The 20,125-nt window shown below is 35.4% G+C and carries 13 protein-coding genes; 2 read left to right on the plus strand and 11 right to left on the minus strand.

Translation table 11 applies throughout. From position 1 onward, the window contains the following. Nucleotides 1-45 precede the first annotated feature (45 nt). From ACYQ5R_RS06115 to ACYQ5R_RS06135, 5 genes are all read right to left on the minus strand, one after another. Nucleotides 46-1,086 carry a prolyl oligopeptidase family serine peptidase gene (locus tag ACYQ5R_RS06115; protein WP_460190036.1) on the minus strand — a complete coding sequence of 347 codons (1,041 nt, stop codon included), beginning with the start codon at nt 1,084-1,086 and terminating at the stop codon, nt 46-48. 191 nt (nt 1,087-1,277) lie between these two features. Next, entirely contained in the window at nt 1,278-2,252 is a 975-nt protein-coding gene (locus ACYQ5R_RS06120; RefSeq protein ID WP_460190037.1) for an alpha/beta fold hydrolase, read from the minus strand. Nucleotides 2,253-2,340: 88 nt separating this feature from the next. Continuing rightward, complete coding sequence (locus tag ACYQ5R_RS06125) at nt 2,341-3,186, minus strand: hypothetical protein (protein ID WP_460190038.1); 846 nt, start codon at nt 3,184-3,186, stop codon at nt 2,341-2,343. A 66-nt stretch (nt 3,187-3,252) separates the two neighbouring features. Next, on the minus strand, nt 3,253-4,278 hold the full coding sequence (locus ACYQ5R_RS06130) for a serine hydrolase domain-containing protein (protein ID WP_460190039.1): 1,026 nt from the start codon (nt 4,276-4,278) through the stop codon (nt 3,253-3,255). 123 nt (nt 4,279-4,401) lie between these two features. Next, the gene (locus ACYQ5R_RS06135) at nt 4,402-4,986 is read right to left on the minus strand and encodes an HXXEE domain-containing protein (protein ID WP_460190040.1); all 585 of its coding nucleotides are present in this window, start codon (nt 4,984-4,986) and stop codon (nt 4,402-4,404) included. Between the two features lie 274 nt (nt 4,987-5,260). Between ACYQ5R_RS06135 and ACYQ5R_RS06140 the strand changes: the two genes are divergently transcribed. Together ACYQ5R_RS06140 and ACYQ5R_RS06145 are read left to right on the plus strand one after the other, a co-directional pair. Continuing rightward, entirely contained in the window at nt 5,261-7,645 is a 2,385-nt protein-coding gene (locus tag ACYQ5R_RS06140; protein WP_460190041.1) for an arylsulfatase, read from the plus strand. Nucleotides 7,646-7,857: 212 nt separating this feature from the next. Further along, nucleotides 7,858-8,448 (plus strand): hypothetical protein, encoded by a 591-nt coding sequence (locus tag ACYQ5R_RS06145; protein WP_460190042.1) that lies wholly within the window; start codon nt 7,858-7,860, stop codon nt 8,446-8,448. A 21-nt stretch (nt 8,449-8,469) separates the two neighbouring features. On the opposite strand, the gene ACYQ5R_RS06150 is transcribed toward ACYQ5R_RS06145, so the two are convergent. The 6 genes from ACYQ5R_RS06150 to ACYQ5R_RS06175 form a co-directional block, all read right to left on the minus strand. Then, nucleotides 8,470-9,267, minus strand: a complete 798-nt coding sequence (locus tag ACYQ5R_RS06150) for a DUF3050 domain-containing protein (RefSeq protein WP_460190043.1) — start codon at nt 9,265-9,267, stop codon at nt 8,470-8,472. Nucleotides 9,268-9,531: 264 nt separating this feature from the next. Further along, nucleotides 9,532-12,012, minus strand: a complete 2,481-nt coding sequence (locus ACYQ5R_RS06155; protein ID WP_460190044.1) for a glycoside hydrolase family 3 protein — start codon at nt 12,010-12,012, stop codon at nt 9,532-9,534. Nucleotides 12,013-12,193: 181 nt separating this feature from the next. Further along, a complete protein-coding gene (locus ACYQ5R_RS06160; RefSeq protein ID WP_460190045.1) occupies nt 12,194-15,187 on the minus strand; it encodes a T9SS type A sorting domain-containing protein in 2,994 nt (997 codons plus the stop codon). A gap of 525 nt (nt 15,188-15,712) precedes the next feature. Then, nucleotides 15,713-17,125, minus strand: a complete 1,413-nt coding sequence (locus ACYQ5R_RS06165) for a hypothetical protein (RefSeq protein ID WP_460190046.1) — start codon at nt 17,123-17,125, stop codon at nt 15,713-15,715. A 67-nt stretch (nt 17,126-17,192) separates the two neighbouring features. Continuing rightward, on the minus strand, nt 17,193-18,170 hold the full coding sequence (locus ACYQ5R_RS06170) for a hypothetical protein (RefSeq protein WP_460190047.1): 978 nt from the start codon (nt 18,168-18,170) through the stop codon (nt 17,193-17,195). Between the two features lie 652 nt (nt 18,171-18,822). Continuing rightward, nucleotides 18,823-19,830 (minus strand): SoxR reducing system RseC family protein, encoded by a 1,008-nt coding sequence (locus tag ACYQ5R_RS06175; RefSeq protein ID WP_460190048.1) that lies wholly within the window; start codon nt 19,828-19,830, stop codon nt 18,823-18,825. Nucleotides 19,831-20,125: the final 295 nt, after the last annotated feature.

Raw genomic sequence — 20,125 nt, forward strand, 5'->3', positions numbered from 1 at the left:
TTTGTTTTTGACTCAATTTGTAAGTCATGTTTTTTGGAGTAGATTTTATTCTAGCAGCAATTGCTGTCTCTCAACTAGAAAATCAAAAGATAATTCAAAAAGGCCTTTTCCTTCTACTGTTGCATTCCAAGCTCCATGGCCATAACCTTCTAATGTTACTAGGTTGCTATATATGTCTAAAGAGTTATAGATATTCTGTAATTCTAGTGCTTCTTCATATGGTGTTACAGGATCAAATTGATCTCCATGTGCCATAAATAATTCTGGATCATTGCTATCGTACCTATTTAACTCATACACTGCCTCAAATACATCTAATTTTATGTTTGATCCCCAAAAATAAACCATACTTTTAACTGTGTAAGTTTCGTTTAGGTTTGTTGTTTCTAGTGTTGGGTCTTCTGACAAAGCAATTTCATCTCTAAAATCTTCCTGATTAGATATTCCTAAAGCAATGGTTGTTATTGCTCCTGCTGAGGCACCTCCTACAGTAATATAGGCGTCGTTAATATTGTACATGGTTTTATTTGCCATAAGATAACGCAGTGCTGCTTTTGTATCTCTTTGCGCTAGATACATGGCAATGGCCTGTTTCAATTGATCTATTGATTGTACTTCTTGTAAGGCATTCTCAATCCATTCTTGTGGAGCTATACCTTTGTAGTATGCTAATACTTGCGCTTCTGTAAAACCTTGTATATTTCCCAATTCTTCTGAGGTTCTATAATCTACAGAAACAAACACCCATCCTCTCGAAGCATAGTAATGTGCCATTTCAACAATTTCTGGTTTTGTCTTTGTTCCTCCATTAAATCCGCCACCATGTATAAACATAAAGACTGGTCTGTTTGCCACCATATTGTCTGGGTAGTATACATCTAATAATAAAGAGATAGGAGAAGAATTTACACTTGAATTAGTGTGGCTAAGTCCTTCTGCATAGGTAATATTTTCATCTACTAAAACATCATATGAAGGTGCTGCCTTCACGATTGGAGTATCATTTTCTGGGGTCACAGGTTCATCTTCACTACAAGCTGTAAAAAATAGAACTGCGAAAACGGTGAAATAAGCTATTTTATTCAAATTACAATTATTTAAGTTTATTTGAATGTTGGACTTAGATTTGACAGAAAGGTTTAATTACAATCTAGAAACGTTGAAAATAATCAGGTTAATTGAGGTCCTGTCGAGTTTTGCTTTGTTTTACAAAATGTTTTTTCACTTCTTAATATTGTTTTTTACATAAAGTTGAGTTCTTATTATCTTAAAAGAGTTTAATCATATTTTTCAACCCAAGTTTTAATTAACTTAATGAATCTTGGATAGTCATCTTGATAGACAAAATGCCCACAATTTTCAAATATTTCTAATTCACTGTTGGGCATTTTATTATTGAGATTAATACCGTTTTGTTTATCTAAGATGGCTTCGTGTTCACCCCAAAAAATCTTAGTAGGGATGTATATATTTTCTAAGTTTTTATCTATTTCTTTTATAGCATCAGGATACGTTTTAAACCATTTCATGCAATTGGCTACTTTGCCTTTATGAGATTTTTTGTAATCAGATATTTCGAATTTATTCGGCACGTATTGAACATTTCCTAAGTTTTTGGCAGATTCTATCAGTGCGCCACTTCCTGCTATAACAAAGAGCGTTCGCCAAAATCCGGAATGCACCATTTTTTTCATAATACTAGGTTCAATAGTTGGTAGCGCAGCAGGTCCATCACCTATCATTAAAGATTTAATGCTGCTTTTATAATTAATTACATAAGACAAAGCTGCTGCCATACCAACATCTGGAGCAACTATATGCGCATTCTCTATCTTAAAATGATTGATAAAAGAATGTAGAAAATCACCTTGAAATTTAAAAGACATATAGGAAGTCTTTGTAGCACTTGCACCAAAACCAGGCAAATCGTAGGTGAATAAATTATATTCTCTTTTTAATGCTTCCCAAATAGGCGAATAGGCAACAATGGTATGAGGAAAAGCTGATAATAAAATAATCGTTTTTTTAGTAGCATCTATCACATCAGATTTGGCCATTCTTACAGAAACCTTATTAATCGTTTGGAATTCCAAAGGCATATGATAAGGTTGTTCTATGGTTGGTTGTCGCCTATAAGAATTCTGCTTTCTTATTGCATTTAATGACGACATTTCAGGAGTAATGAGACTTACAAAAGTGGCATTAAACTTATCGTATAAATTGATCCTACTTAGTTTTTCTTTTTTCGCCATAATTATGTTTAATCGATTGACGATTAAAAGATACAAATTATCGGTAAAAAGAGCATAGTTTTAAAGTCTGCGATCTAATGCTATCTGCTTAGAACGTATAGTTTGGGTCATGGTCATCCACTATTTGTTTTGCAAGTTCATGCAAATCAGTATTGAATCCAGTATTGTAATTATGAGTGCTTAAATCAACATTATAAATACTGCTCAACCAAACAAGAGATCCAGTTTCTATCACAATTTGCCCTTGATGTCCTTTTGTATCTGTAAAGATTGAAGTTGGTTTGGGGCCAAACATTGTAATCTCATCTTGCAGTAAATTATCTTGTTTCATTTGAGCTAAAAATTTACCAGCCCAACCCGTTGGAATAGTGAAAATATTGGTGTTTGGAAATTCTGTGCGTAATTGCTCTACCATTGTGTGGTTTACAAGATCATTTACAAAATAGTTATAAAGTTCTTCTATTGAATCAAATTCATACTCTTGTGCTCTTTGTTCCCAATCTGCTGGAAAATCAATTTGAGGAATGGCAATAAAAATTGCAATATTTGGATTGTTTTGTATGGCATATGCTATCCATTCGCGATGGCCCTCTACAGGGTCTTCTGGTTCATGACCAGCAGTCATTCCAAATATTTCAATGTTACCTTGGTCGAGTGTAGCTTTGATTTCTTGATGTTCAGGACTGTCTGAATCGTTCCAAAAATTAATGGGTCTACCATTATCTCCTCCACGCGTAATAAGTGTACTGTTATGGTTTGTAAATCCAGCATCAATTGCCAACTCATCTAGTTTTTGAGCGTATGGTTTAAAAAAACTATTTCCTATAAGAAGCATGTTGTAACCATCTACTTCGTAAATTGGAATATCATCGTCTTGTTCACATGAAAAACAAATAAAGATAAAGGCTGTAAGTGTTAATAGGGTTTTATTCATAATTATGTTTAGCTTCTTAGACTGTAATGATTTCTGTTGGTTTAATAGTACAAAGAAAAATATTTTTTATTGTTTGCTGAGAATTTTAAAAATTCTGCTATTGATAATTTCAGAAAGATTCCAGTTGTACAATTTAGGGTCTGTAGTACTGTAAAATGAGATCACAACCGCATCTAAGTCTTTATCGTAATTGGCAAAACTTTGATATCCTGGTACCCAACCCCCGTGTTCGTATTCGTAAACAGAAGCATAAATTTCTTGTTCGCCATCTTCAAACAGTGTACCCTCTATTAAGGCTCTTAAAAAGGTTGCTACATCTGCTGCAGTTGCATGCATGCCGTAATCGTTACTTTTTAAATCATCAGGATAACCCACGTGGTAACCACTCATAACATCATCTATATTTACCTCGCTAAGTGAGCTATATGTATTGTTGAGTTGTAGCGGATCTAAAATTTCTTCTTGAATAAATTGAAAGTTGTTGTAGCCCAATACATCATCCATAATCTTGTTGAGCAGAAGGTAATTTGTGTTGCAGTATTCGTAGTCTTCACCAGGGTCAAAATTGGCGGGTTTATCTAAAATTAAGGCAAGACTTTCTTCATAAGATTCCGTTGGGGCAGCCCAAAAATTTGGAGCATCTGTAAAATTGGGAATACCACTCCTATGCTGAATAAGCAATCGCAATGTAATTTTATCAGCATTTTCAATACGACCTTTTAGTTCAGGTAAATAATCAGCCACCGTTTTGTCTAACGATAGTTTTCCGTCGCCCACCAATTTAGTGACAGCCACGGCGTCAAATAGCTTACTAATACTTGCAATTTTAAACAAGGCATCAGGTTTGGCAGGTGTTTTGGTTTCTCGATTAAACCATCCTGCCGCATATTGCTGAGGTGCTTTACCTGTTTGATCTACATAAACAATCATACCTTCAAAACCATGATTTATGGCTTGTTCAGCTTGTTCTTGAACTGTATTTGGTAAAGGTAATATCCATGCTTTTACCAGTAGCCACGGAACGAAATAGAGCGATATAACGGTACCTACAAATAATAAAATTCTTAGAATGCGTTTTTTATTGCTGTTCATGTTGAAATGTATTTACAAGAGTAAAAGTCTGATTTATTACAAAGATGCCATTATTTTTGCTACCCAACCGTCGTTTTATTTGGATGGGTTGTGACATGATTACAATTTCTCAAAAGTTATGTACTAAGAACTTTCTGTTGTTCGCGGTTTTAGAATTAGAAACCCATATATCATTAAACTTAATTGTATCGCTAACCCAATACCTAAACCAAGTAAATTTTCTTTTAAAGAAACGAAGTTTTTTGTAGTCAGGTAAAAAATGGCATAAAGTCCTACAGGTATGTTTAATAATAGACTTACCACTAACCCTGGATTGTATTTAAACCGGAATGCCATACCAACATGTGATAGTGCATTAATGACAGAAAAATAGGCAGTCCATAATCCAATACCAATGGCAATACTACTCGCAAAATAAGCTGAAATTGGAAACGCGATAAAAATAATAGGCACATTGATCCAAAAAGCAGCTTTCTTGTCTAGAGGTGTATCAGATTGTTGAGAGCCCAATACTTTGGTGTTAAAGAATGCTAAAAATCCACCAGGTAATATATACTCTTCAAATTGATGCAAGAAATAAACTACCGTTTGCAACCAAATAAGAAAAACGGCCGTATTTTTTTCTACACCAAAAACCAACAAGACCGCTGTTGTAATTAGAGCCAATGCCAACGTTGCTTTGTGCCAGTTGTTATAGAACCATTTCATGGAGTATTTATTTTAGATAGCTTAAAGATACCGTTATTTTGAAAATTTTATGAACTAAGAAATTGTTTTATTAAGCCTTATGATTCCAATTGTAAAAATGAGTCTCTTTTTGGGCTTCATATCATGATGAAATTGATGGTTTTAGTTCTTGTAGACTTTAATTATATAAAATCAGTCACCTTATATTTTTGACAACTTAACTTTTGGAATCTTCCATTCAACGAAATTTTTTAAGGATCAAGTAGACCTTTTAGTAGCTTCAATAAAAAAAGCTATGAAAAATTTAAATCCATTAAAACAAATTATAAATATTACAATATTCTTAATTTTTGTTTCAAGTTTAAAATGCTTTAGTCAAGAAGTACTTCCATTTCCTGAAGAAAAATCTTCTAGTAAAGCTGGTGTTACTATTGCAAATTCAGTGTACAATCCTACCCCTCCTCCAAGAAGAATTGCTGAGGACGCTCCTAATATCGTTATCATACTTATAGACGATATTGGAAATGGAACTGCTGATACATTTGGTGGTGAAATTCATACACCAAATCTTTCTCGTATAGCGAATAGTGGAATAACATACAACAGATTTCATTCTACTGCAATGTGCTCTCCTACGCGTTCGTCTTTGCTTACAGGAAGAAATCATACAGCAGTTGGTAATGGTCAAATCTGTGAAATTTCGAATGATTGGGATGGCTACAGAGGAAGAATACCAAAATCAGCCGCAACAATTGCAGAAGTATTAAAAAACTACGGTTATAATACGTCGGCATTTGGTAAATGGCATAATACTCCATCAGAAGAGACGACATCAAAAGGGCCGTTTCACAGTTGGCCAACCGGGTATGGGTTTGAATATTTTTACGGGTTTCTATCTGGTGAGGCATCTCAATACGAACCGAGTCTTGTGCGAAATACAACTATTGTAGATCATCCAGAAACCAGTGGTGGTCACGACTATTATCATGTAACTGAAGATCTTGCTGATGACGCTATACATTGGATGCGCGAACAAAAAGCATTCGCACCAGATAAACCATTTTTTATGTATTGGGCTTCTGGGGCTGTGCATGGGCCTCATCAAGTAACGAAAGAATGGATAGATAAGTATAATGGTAAATTTGATGATGGATGGGATGCCTATCGAGAACGCGTTTTTAAACGTCAAATAGAAATGGGTTGGATTCCAGAAGGCACTGTTTTAACGGAAAGAGATAAAACGATGGCAGCTTGGAATGATATCCCCAAAAACGAACGTGAATTTCAGAGTAAACTAATGGAGGTGTATGCTGGTTTTACTGAGCATACAGATCATCATGTGGGCCGTATTTTTGATGAGATTGAAGCGCTAGGTGAAATGGATAATACAATTATTTTTTATATATGGGGAGATAACGGATCTTCTGCAGAAGGACAAAACGGTACGATTAGTGAATTATTAGCACAAAATAGTATTCCAACAACCATAGACCAACATATTAAAGCACTTGATGAACTTGGAGGTTTAGACGTATTAGGTAGTGGTAAGACCGATAATATGTACCATGCTGGTTGGGCTTGGGCTGGATCAACACCCTATAAATCTACTAAGTTAGTAGCTTCGCATTTTGGAGGAACAAGACAACCAATGGCAGTATCATGGCCAAAAAAGATTACACCTGATAAAACTCCAAGATCGCAGTTTCATCATGTTAATGATATTGTGCCGACGTTATACGAATTATTAGAAATTACACCTCCAAAAATAGTAAATGGTATAAGTCAAGATGCAATAGATGGGGTGAGTTTGGCTTATACGTTCAATAATCCTAGTGCAGAAGGACGATTAAAGACTCAATTTTTTGACATAATGGCAAGTCGAGGGGTATATCACGAAGGTTGGTTTGCTGGAACTTTCGGGCCGAGAATTCCATGGGTTCCTGGGCTTCCAGAAGGAATTATGGAGTGGAATCCTGAAAATGACGTATGGGAATTATACAATGTAGAGGAAGATTGGTCACAATCCAATAACCTTGCAGAGCAATATCCTGAAAAACTTCAAGAATTAAAAAGTCTATTTTTAGTAGAATCGGCTAAAAATGATAATCTGCCAATAGGAGGAGGCTTGTGGTCACTTGTCTATCACCCAGAGGATGCACCAAAAACACCATATGATAATTGGGAGTTTTTTGGAGATATAGATCGTATGCCAGAATTCGCAGCACCAAAGCTTGGAAAATTTACGAATACTGTAAAAATGAATGTCACAGTGCCTAAGAAAGCGAATGGTGTATTGTATGCATTAGGAGGATTTGGAGGAGGACTGTCGTGTTTTGTACAAGATGGATATTTGATTTATGAGTACAATTTATTTGAAATTGATAGAACGGTCATAAATGGATCTAAAAGATTACCTCAAGGTTCTGTTGAAATTGAAGTGATCTCTACGAAACTAAAAGAATCAGCTCAATCTCCTATGGAAATTGTGATAAATGTGAACGGAGAGTTATATGCATCAGGCATTGTGCCAATTATAGCGCCACTTACATTTACAGCAAACGATTGTTTAGATTTTGGAAAAGATTTAGGGTCTCCAGTCTCTTTGAGATATTATGATGAAGCTCCTTATAGATTTAATGGAAAAATTTCTAAATCTACAATTAGTTATCCTAAAAAATGATAATCAAGTGTTTAATAGACTTAATAAGCGCATAGAGTTCCTGTTTAAATAAGAGTTTATAACTCTATGTGCCTTTTAACATTGATTTCTGATGTTTTTATGAATATCATCTCACTAAATTTCAATTTTTGCATAAAAGATTGGTGATAAATGTCCTTAATGATTTATTAAAATTTTTCTACAAATAGTTGCAGGCATAAATCTAAATTATCATGAAAAAAGTAACATTATTTTTATCGCTAGTGTATGTATTTATTTTTTTTAATTCGTGCTCAGAAAATTTAGAAGACTGTATTACTTCTGCATTTAAAGTTAAGGTTGCCTCAAGCAACTCATCATCGTATGAGAGAAATTATACTACTACAATACCTCAAGTTTTAACTAATGATATTGTGGTTAGTACTGGAGATGCTATAGCACCATATGGTTTAAATACAAATGGTTATAATTTAACGGTTTTGAATGGTGATTTAATTATAAATGGAGGAGTCAATGGTGCCAGTAATACAATTATTAATGTTTATGGCACGTTTGATGTGAGCGGTTCTGTTAATTTAAACAATATGCACGTTTATTGTAATTCTGCTTTTATTTTTGGCTCAATGAATGGTGGAGGGACAATTTATTATTGCAATGCGATTTCAATGGTTGGTGTCATGAATCAAAATCAATCAAACCCTATTTTTCAGCAAAGTAATCACTGTAATACACTTAGTTTAAATGAATTGAGTTACGAAATGGTTGAGGTTCCTTGCCATTATTTGGGAGAAACAATTGATGGCTACAGATACATAGAAAATTAAGGTTAATTTTTTAAGTATACTTTAAATATTTTGAGTGCTAATCTGCGGAGTTTTTTCTTTGAGAATTATGTCATTTATAGCATTCCATAGTGAAATTCTTTTCGAAATAGATTGCTTAGCCACAGCTAATACTTCATTCCATTTAAATTCATCATTACCGCATAATTCTTTTATCATTTGAAGAGATAGTGGTCCATGTTCATCACCATCTAATTCTATATGTCTTTCTAAATAATATCTAAATTTCGTAAAATATTCATTTGAACTATCCGCCTTATTAAGAATTTCTATAAACATATCAGGAATGATATCTTCTCTACCAAAAGTAAATGCAGCTGCAATTAAATGTATTTTATTTGATTCAATAATTGTAAAGGTGAATTTTACAAAATCTGCTACACGTTGATCTATATCTATTTCACTTAAGGCATAATTGACACTATTTCCATTTCTAATAAGTTTGATAAATTTGTCAATCTGAGTAGTATTTGCTCCAAGTTGACACATTGCATCACAATACATTTCAAAATGACTCTTTGCCTCTCCAATTTCATTAACATCACTTTCTTCACTGAATACGATTTCATTGATAAACCTAGTTAAAGAGGCGTTATTGGAGTGAACCCAGGGAGATTGTATACTTGTAAGGTGTATTTGTAAAGATTTTAAAAGAGACATAAAATCCCAAACGGCAAACACATGATTTTCGGTAAAAGTTTTTACATCTTCTAAATCATTTAGATTCACATACACAATATGATTTTGTAATTGTTGCCTTAGATCATAAATTTCTTGTTCTATATATTCTATTCTACTCATTTTAGACTTATATCATTCTATTTATTTAACTCGATTTACAAACCAATTGTTGCACCATAGTATTGCCACAACGGTACATTGTTTAATTGATCCAATTTTGCTACAATCTTTAAGTATTATTGACGTAATTACTATTCAGTTCTTTCATAGAATATGCTTTTTATCTAAATATTATTTAATGAATATTTATAATCAATGATTCTTAATTAAAAATGTATTGTACATCTAAAAGAGAATTAAATTCTAATTAAACAAATAAGCAGGTTAGTTGCCGTCGCAACCTGGTTTAGCATCTATGTCAGATTCTAAACGTACATTGCTTAATCCAATATCTGTTCCGCTATTTGCATTTAGGGTTAAAGCCGTAGAAATTTGTGTCATATCAACACCTAATTTTTCAAAACAGCTCAGGCTAATTCTATATTCTTTCCACTCGTTAGCATCAATAACAATATCCAAGGTTTTATCACAAGAACCACTTATATCACACATACCAACTTGAATGGTTGTATTTTTTCCGGTAAACGATTTTGCATTAAAGGTCAATTCCATTGCACCATTAGATTGACGCGCCATATCTGTTGTATTCGCTGTAGAAATACGCATTTGATCGCCATCTGATTTTGTCCAGTTTAATCGCAATGCATCCTCTTGAGCTAAATGGTCTGTTTTACTAATAATTAAACCACCAACTGAAGTTGGGAAACTTGCAATTTGTTTTACCAAATCACCCGTACTTAACCATAAGCCCCAAGGCGCTACAGCAGTACCTTTTTTAAAGAATTTACCCGTAGATGCAACTTCACTATTTTCTAAACCAGAAACTTCAGAGAAAGCCGGAACTGCTTCAGTACTTGTATAATTTAATCCATAACCAAATTTAAATAAAGCCTCGTTATTATCTGAAACCACTGCGCTTGCTGGCCATGTAAAAGATAAACGACCTGTAAAATCAAAAGAAGGATCTCTTTGGAAAAGTAAGTCAGAAATACCACCTCCTTCACTACCAGGTAACCATGCAGCAACAAAGGCATCTGAATTATTGATTTCTGGGTTGGTCCACATTGGTCGTCCAGATAAGAAAATAGAAACTATTGGAATTCCTTTTTCTTTATAGGTTGCCAACGTAGACACATCAAATCCATTTGGAACAAAATCTAAATTTTCGCGGTCTCCTTGAAATTCTGCGTATGGATCTTCGCCATACACGGCAATTACTACATCTGCTTTTATAGTAGTATCTCCTTCAGGTGAAAAAATTACTTTTCCTCCTGCTTCATTAACTACTTCTTCAATTCCTGATAAAATCGTTACTCCATTTGGAAACTCATCGTTGGTATGACCTGTTCCTTGCCAAGAAAGTGTCCAACCACCACTTGCTTTAGAAATACTAGCAGCACCATCGCCAACTACCAAGACTGTTTTTGAAGCATCTAATGGTAAAACTTGATTGTTGTTTTTTAGCAATACCATAGATTCTCTTACAGCTTGTCTTGCGATAGCTCTGTGCTCAGGTGTGCCTAATAAATTTTCGTTACCTGCATTTGCACGTGTACTAGGAGCTCCTTTTTCAAAAATACCAGATGCTAATTTTACACGTAAAATACGACGCACTGCGTCGTCTAAGCGCTCCATAGGAATAACACCATCTTTTACTTGTTGTAATGTACTAACGTATAAACCTTTCCAGCTATCTGGAGCCATATACATATCTAACCCTGCATTTAAAGATTGAGCGCAATCTGTATTGGTACAGCCTGGTACTTGGCCATGTCCATTCCAGTCGCCAACAACAAACCCGTTAAAGCCCAGTTTACCTTTTAATACATCGGTTAATAATTCTTTATCGCCATGTAATTTTCTTCCATCCCAACTAGAGAAAGAAGCCATTACGGTTTGTACCCCTGCAGGAATCGCACTGTAATATCCAGCAGCATGTACTTTGGTTAATTCTTCTTCTGTAATTTTTGCATCACCCTGGTCTACACCATTTTCTGTAGCACCATCTGCTAGAAAGTGTTTCGCACTTGAAATTACTTTTCCATCGCCCATAAAATCATCAGCTCCAAATTTGCCTTGTAATCCAATTACAATGCGATCTCCATACGATTGCACAATTTCAGGGTTTTCAGAAAAACCTTCATAGCTTCTTCCCCAACGCAAATCTTGCGGTACTGCAAGAGTTGGGGCAAAGGTCCAATCGTGTCCAGATACGGTTAACTCGTGCGCAGTTACACCTGCAATTTGTTCCATTAAATCTGGATTGTTCATAGCGCCTAGACCCACGTTGTGTGGAAAGACAATAGCACCTTTTAAATTAGCATGACCGTGCACTGCATCTATACCCCAAATAATTGGAATTGCAATTTCTACACCTTCGTCGTCAATAGAGGCATTGTAATATTTATCTGCCATTTCTAACCACGAATTGGTGTCTGCATATGGTAATGGGCCAGGGGCAGAATTACCACCACTGAGCACAGATCCAAGTCGGTATTCTTTTACTTCTTCTGGAGTAACTGAACCACTATCTGCTTGAATTACTTGACCTACCTTTTGTTCTAATGTAAGTTTTGGTAGTATCTCATCGATTTTCGACTCTATAGCAGGGTTTAATGGTAACGATTCAATGGCTGCCCAAGTATCGACATTTTTAGTTTCTTTGGACGGTTCACAACTTAAAAATAAAATGGATGTTACACTTAAGACTAGCGCAACATAACGTAAAGATTTACTGGTGTGCATTTTGTGATTTTTGTTTTTAGATGGTATAAAATACCTTTTTAAAGCGGGCTAAAGATAATGAAATTGACTGAGATGATTCATTCATTTTTTTGTTACATATCTAAGAAGAGCTTTATGCGTAAAGTAAACAAACAAAGCCAGCTTTGGAGCTGGCTTTGAAATGTTTTTTTGTGAAATAATATTACTCAATTATAATTTTTTCTGCACTATCCGTACCAATCACTTTTAGATAATAAAGCCCTGTTTTCCAAGAACTCACATCAATTGTTTTCTTTCTGCCATCTAGCATAAATCGTTTAAATTCTCTACCAATGCTATCGTAAATAATTACCGGTGTGTCGGTTTGAATCTGCATTGGAACTTCAATATTCAATTCGTCTTTAGCAGGATTAGGATACACTTTTGCCATAGATTCTATGGTTTCATTGTTTACATTTAATACAGCATCGATTCCTGAATATTGAAATATGCCAGCATTGGCACTTGCTGCATAAAGTATTCCGTCTTCATTTACATGAATGGTTGGTATTGTAAGCATGTCTGGTAAACTATTATCATCTAGATTAGTCCAAGTAACTCCCCAGTCTGTTGATAGATAAATAGGTTTATAGGTTCCCTCACCTTCATACAAACAATTATTATTTATAGCCGGGTCTTTCCAATCTGACATAGATAGTCTATCGGATGTTTGCACAGAGTATACAACACCATTTTGACGAGGATCAAATTGAACTGGCCCCATCCAGGGTGTTGTTTCGGTTAAATTATAATGCAAACTACCATCTAAGCCTACACTGTTTATATTCCATTTATTTCCTGGTGCCCTGGTATCATCAAATTCATAGACACCTTTTCTACCGCCCATTAAAAATCTTAAGGTACCTCCAAGGGTTGGATCGTGCGCTGCGCGCGGATCTATAGCAATTGCATGTCTATTTTTGTTATACGTATTAAATGAAATAGGGAATAAGTTAGTAGTTCCACCTCCTGGAGCAGTGGCTGTTTCTCTATCTGGCTTTTCTAGAGAAGTCCAAGTATTACCTCCATCTGTAGTTAAATATAATGACCAAATAAATTGAGAAGTTTCTACTCTTTCACGAGTTGCAATGGCTACTTGACCGTTACTAGATGAAACCTCTAATACAACCAATCTTTTACCGTCGGGAAGCGCTAATTGGTCAAATGTTACTCCGTTATCTGAGCTTCTAAAATTTCCTAAATATACGTAATTATCTACCCAAAACCCTTCTCCTACAAAATCTGCATCACTTTTTTTATTAATATAAACACGCTGTGGATCTGTCGGATCACCACGCATTGTTAGAACCCAGGAAGACAAATCAGCAGTTTGCCATGCATCAACTATAATACCTGCTCTAGAAGCCAATAAAATGGCATGTTGAGGTTGATTTAATGGTATGCCTTCTTCCCAAATAATTCCAAAACCTGCGCGGTTTGAAGCACCTCCACTACCAAAATCACTTTGTGAAATACTTTCTATATCATGCATAATATCATCAGAAAACTCTGTAATACCTTGCCAAGATTCGCCCCCATCCGTTGATAGAGCAAAGCCATATTCTCCTAGACTACCGCCTATTAAAGTGCCATTTGCAGCAGTACTAATTTGATTTAACCATTTGGTTTCAGACCCCGTAGTAAATGAGGTAGCTGTTGCTCCAAAATTTGTACTTTTTAGAACCGGTCTATCTTTAGAAGACGACATCCATACTACTGTAGTGGCGTCCATAAAACCAACAGCAGAACCTTGATCTCCTCTACCGCTTTCTTGGTCCATTGACCATCCAAAATCTTGCATATGGAATTGTCCGACAGCCCCTGAAACAAAATCTGAAACATATTCTTGTCCAGTACCAGCATCGGTTGTTGTGCCTCTTGTAATATCACTCCAACTGAGACCATCATCATCAGACCAAATAAAACTGTGTTCTAAATTGCCACCAACTTGAATGACCCAATGATTTGGATTGTATGGATTTTGATAAATGGCACCAAGGGTATCCATATTTGGATAATCATCTGCATCTAATTTTACTTCATATCCTGCACTAGTTGTTAAAGTAGCACCATCCACATTCATTCCAAGATCTCCACTATCTCCCGAAACAGGTTCACCTTGAAGTCTAAAAGGATATAATGCGCGCCCTCCGGTAGATTCTCCACCTGCAGCAGAAGCATCAATAATAACAAATCCAGCTTTACCAACTTCATTAGTTTCAACATCGGTAATATTATACAAGCCATTTAGGCATAATTCTGGAGTACTCATTACTCCAGTAGCATTGTTTATATCAATCCTATAAAGGCGTCCACTATCGTGATACACTTGTCCGTGAATGTCTTCTGGAGTACTATAACCGTCTGCTACTACAAGATATAAGCGCGTTTCGCCACCAAGACTCACACCAGCCGACATGGTTTTAATAAATTTCCCAGCAAAAGCAACAACTTCCCATGTACCTGCGTCTCCGTTAGAAGTTGAACGAAGCAATCCGTTTTCACTACTACCATAATACACATGTGTACTTCTTGCAGGCGCAGGATCTACCAAAAAAACACGTTTCCCCACAGGTTCTTGACCTGGAGTTGTATTGATACTCGTTGGGTCTCCCGTTAGATTTTCTGGTAATCGCAATACTTGGGTCCATGTTTCACCCGTATCTAATGTTCGGTAAATTCCATAAGGGTGATCTGTTCCCCAATTGGCATCGTCAGAGCCAGTCCAATCTCTGGCACCCATTAATCCAAATGCTAATGAGCCATTATGCGGAGAGAAACCAAAGGTATTACCGCTCCAACCAGCTTCTGTGCTAAAAGGTTTAAAGTCTTTACCATTATTAGATACAAAACCTTGTATCCACATATTTCCAGACATGATCATAAAGTTTGGATTGGCAGGTGATATACCAAAGAAGTTGACTCTTTGACCACGCATTTCGCCTCCATATGGTATAAAGCTTTCTGCTTTATGTTTAGCACTCGGAAAAGAATTTCTGACCCAATCGCCTTGTGATAGTGCAACCTGAAAAGTACAGCAAGACAGGGTCAAAAAAAGCATCACATTTCGAGCAAATTTAGAGGATAATTCTTGAGCTCCACAAATTTTTGCTCCAATAGGGATAGCTTTTTTCGGGGTTGATAATTTTTTTTTCATTTTTAGGGGTTTTCAGTATGAATATTATCTCAATAATTAGTTTTGAGATTATTTGTGTTTATAAGACAGGATTCTATAGTTTTTACCCTGCTTTTTATACAGTAATCACAAAGATATTAGAGTTTTGTCTTAAATTCAATAATTAGTTGATTAATTTTGAAAGTGTTGTGTAATGAACCCACAAGTGGCTTTCGGAAATATTATTTAACGTTGGTTGTTCTCTTAAAACAAGCACGAGAGTAATCATTAAATAAGAATTACAAATTGTAATTCTTAACTAATTTATATTAGAATCATAATCGTCTTATAAATAAAAGTGTTTTAAGATCTGAGTTTTATTTTCTTCATTATTCTGGCTAACGAGCAAGTATAGGGCGCGTTTTAATATGCTTTATACATTGTTGTAGTGAATTTTTTTAAATAACTTTTTAATTGAATGCTTTACTAAAGTTGTGTAATAGAAGCTTATTTTTTAGAAAGCTTTTCTTTTTTAACCTATGTTGATCGGATTTATGATTCTAAATTTCAGTACAAAACTGGATGCAAAAGCTCGTGACGAATTGTCTTTCCATTACTTTTCTTTTTAATGCTAGCGGTAGATATCTCGCCTGCAGTGTTAGACCAAAGTATCCAATACTCTTTATTTAAATTGATTTGAAGTTTTTCATTACGAGTAAGTTTTGGGTTTAAGCTTCGATAAGTCCTATTGCGAGATTCTTCAAATTCTACCTTTATTCCTTTCGGCATGCCATTTGTATGCTTTGAAATGATGTTTACCCGTGCATTCTCATTATAAAAAAAAGCATCTAGTTGGTTCTTATTCTGATCGAAAATTCCAAAAGATTTAACAGACCCATTTTTGTTCATGTTAAATTCGAGCACTAATTTGTCTTTGTGATAGTATTTGTGCATTCTCGGCGTTAAAAATTGATCATAATAATAGATGTACGCAACTAATTTACCCTTGCTATCTAATAAACTTGTGTAGTTTTTATCGTAGAAGTCTTCTCTTTTTTTCTTCCAATTTTCGTAGTGCCTCACAATTTTAATGGTCTCGTCTTTATTATATATTATAATTGTACCATTACCATCTTTGAAGGTCCCTGAGTCGCGTTGCTCTCCATTTTCTTTGAACTGTTTTTCCCATGATAGCCTTCCATTATTCCAGAATTTAATGGAACTAATATTACCCGATGAGTAGTAGAACGTCTGCTCTCCGTGCCTCTTTCCTCCCAAAATTGTCTTCACTTGAGATAAGCCCCCATCTTCATTATAGTAACGTACTTCGCCCTCGAGTTTCTCTGATTCCGGAGAAACTAACGTCCCACTCATTTGTAAGGCCCCATTTTTGTAAAAATCTTCAATTTCAAGATTCATTACACCGTTTTTCCATTCTTGATTACGATAGAAAGTGAATTCATTAATGTCATTCGTTACCTTCCAATTAGAATCGTAGAAAATTTTGTACGAACCGTTTATGTTACCGTTTACATAATTCACCTTTTGTTTAACGGTACCATCCGACCAGTATTCTGTCCAAACTCCTTGTTTTTTTCCATTGACAAACTCTCCAAGTTCACCAGCTAGAGCTTGTTCTTGCAGTTTTCTTCTCTCAATTTCTTTGGTTTCCTCTTCAAATTTTTCCTTAACAATGGCAGTTAGTTTTACCATCTCCATATAATCGTCCCGAGATTCATCGGACACTTCAAAATATTTACGAAGATGTTGTTCTGCCTGCTGATAGTTATTTAGTGCCATGTAACTTTTTACATACAGTGCTTCTACACGACCATTAGTGGTTGCGAGGTATTCAACAACCTTATCAAGATTTTCGATTGCCTTTTTATGATTTTTAAGATTTGCAGCTTCCTCCGCCTGCATGTAGTAGGATCTTGCCAGCGTTTCATTATCTTGAGCAGTGGTTGTTATGTAGCTCAACGCAAAAAAAACAAAGACAAAAAGGCGGATCACTCTTGATCGTAAAATTATAAAATTCATTGTTCGGTTAATCATTATTGTTCTTTTTTTTGGTTCCCCAGAAATCATCTTTCTTTTCTTCGGTCTTTTGGGTTTTAGTCTTTTTGTTTCCCCAGTAGTCGTAGTTCTTATCTTTGTAATATTGGTCTAGTTTGAGTTTGATATCTGTAGCAAGCGTTTCTGAGATTCCAGTTATGTTAATAGGACTTAGGGTATAGGTTCCCATAGTACTCTGGTTCGGGTTTTGGAAAAGTGATCCTTGCCAGAAGAATGCATCTTTCTTTTCTGGATGGGAAAAGTTTTTAAAATAGGTATCTATAACATCGTTTTCGTAGTTATCGGACACTGAGCCAAGTTTATTTACAGGAAAATTGAAAATCTGGTATTCATCTTTTCGAGTAGAATTTGCGTTTATAATTTTAGGCGTCCATACCCAGAAATCAGCATCTATGAATGGTTTGCTTTTGGGAGTGTATGGAAGAGGAAGAAATTTGCTCGCCACATTTGAGTTTTGGCTGTAGCTGGCTCCTTCATGATTGATACGAGTAACGGTAAACTGTTCAAACTTTGCCACAATGTAGGGATAGCCAAAGAAGACAAATTTCGATTTTACAGTAACGAATCCATCAACAAAGGTCTTTTCGCTTATTTTCAAACTAGAGAAGAACACTTTTGTGGTGGTGACTTTGCTTTCTATTTTATCGCTTTCTATTTCTTCATCAAGTACTATAACTTCGTATCCTTTTTTCTTAAAAAAAGAAATATCTTCTTCTCTACTCTTAAGTATTTCTTGAAGGGACATACAGTTGAAATCTCCTTGAGATCCATCGTATATCACAGGGTAGGTGTCAGAAATATAGAGTGGCGATAGTTTCTTCACAAAACTTTGTTCATACTCCCTCTCTTTTTGCGTGTCATTGCCTTTTATAATAGGACTAAAATATGCGATGTATTTATCAGGTTTTACGAGAATATCAGAATACGTGTCAACATCGGCTGTATACAAACATACATACTCATAACAATTGTCATCACCAGTTGATTGAGCATTGCAGACATCCTGAATCGAAACATAAAGGATAACTGAGAAAATGAATTTTATGTAGGTACGGGCTTTGCTTTTGACGGTAATCCGATTCAGGATTTTCTTTTTATGGTAATAATATTCTTTTCGTTTGTTGATCATCTGTCTATGAGTTTTGGCTAACGGTCTTGTGTATGGCTCGTTGCGGAAAATCAGCAATAGTATCTTAGATTAAAAATAATAAAAAATATTGATTTGGTAATGTTTGTGTTTTGTTGGGATGCTTTTGGTAGGTTTTAAGCTTTTGTTGATTGTCAGTTGTGTTACTTCTGTATTTTTTGCAATTATATATTTGACTTATAGATGAACTATTGATGAATTGTGTTTAAATAACTATTAAACAAAGTTCTATTTTGACGAAAGAAGCAGTTAGCAAGGCCAAATTATTGGTTGTTAATTAGTTTGGCGCCAGCAAAGTGTTAATGGTAGCATTTAGAAGCTTGAGAATTATAGAATTTAGATTAAATTTCTTTTTTGCGAACGATGTTAAGTGTTTTACCTGGAAGCTCATTAAAGGCGATTCTAACTTTTTCGGCGAGCAGTAATCATTTGGTTTAGGTTCATAGGCTAAATTTTAAGACTGCATTGCTGCATCTAATTGTACCTTAAAATTAGTAGGTTGGTCTATATAGAAACTCAAAATACGATAACTTTTCTTTATACCATATACGCCTGTTAGTTGATGTTCCGATTTTAAATAGAGCACACAATTATGACTTTCGAGTGTCCCCAAAGCCGATAAACTCTTGGTAAGCTTGTCTTTTTCTAATTCTTGAGAATTGAGTTCTAAACGGTCTATTTGATCAAAAGTAATATACGTTTCATTCATAATACTATACCTTAAGGTGAGTCCGTTTGGGTCTATGCTAATTGGGCGTTGCGATAATGCTCTGGCATAGCCAAAAAATTGAATGGCGGTGTACACACTCAAAACTGTAACTATCCAAGCGGCAACGACGTTCCATTTCATTAAAAGAAAATGCAGCGCCACCGTTTCTATGGCAATTACTAAAATAATGCCTCCATATAAAGCAGGTGTTCCGCTGGTTTTATGATAGCTAAACTGGTTGGGTGCAAGGTTGCTTTTTTTAAAATGTAGAAAGCCGTAATACAGCACGCCCACCTCTGTAGCCAAAGCTAAAGCGAGTCTTTTTGGTACAATTTCACCACACACATTTTTAAGCACGTCGTAAAAATCGGGAGCGCTGGTCTTTAGTCTTTTATAGGCCCTTATGGCTTTGGTTACTTTATAGATAATAAAACCAACCACCGAAAGTTCAATAAGCGGCAATACGTAATGGGTAAACATATCGAGGTATTGCTGTTGCGCTTCTGGTATGGTTTTATAACCAATAAACAAGCCAATAAGCACCACCGGTATGCTAGTGGTTTTAGGAATCCTAGATTTGCGAATTAAAAACAAATACACCAACGGAATTACCAATAACAAATCGATACTAAGGGCAAGTGATAACGTGTTGTTTAGAGCTACTTGTTGGGTGAGCAGTACTGCCATGACAAACAAGAGTAACGGAATGCCAAAAATGAGCAGGTTGTTAGTAGGTGTGTATGTGCTTTTCATAGTAAAGCGGTTTTAGTTGAGCTATGTGTTTACTAGGATACCTATTAGTAGCTTAACCACTGTAGATGTTACACTATTTTACTGCTAATTACTGCTCGTACAATGCTATCGGTAAGTTGTCTGGATATTTAAAAAAGAATAAGCGTTTACCTATATGTTCTTCTGTACGAATGACTTGTGTGGTAATACTGTGTTGGTTTAAATGTGCTACCCATTGTTCTAATTAGTCTATTGCAAAAGCCAAATGCCTTCAACCAGCCGCTTCTGGGTAGGAGGGTCTTTTTGGCCGATTGGG

It is taken from the genome of Urechidicola sp. KH5, assembly GCF_054661455.1.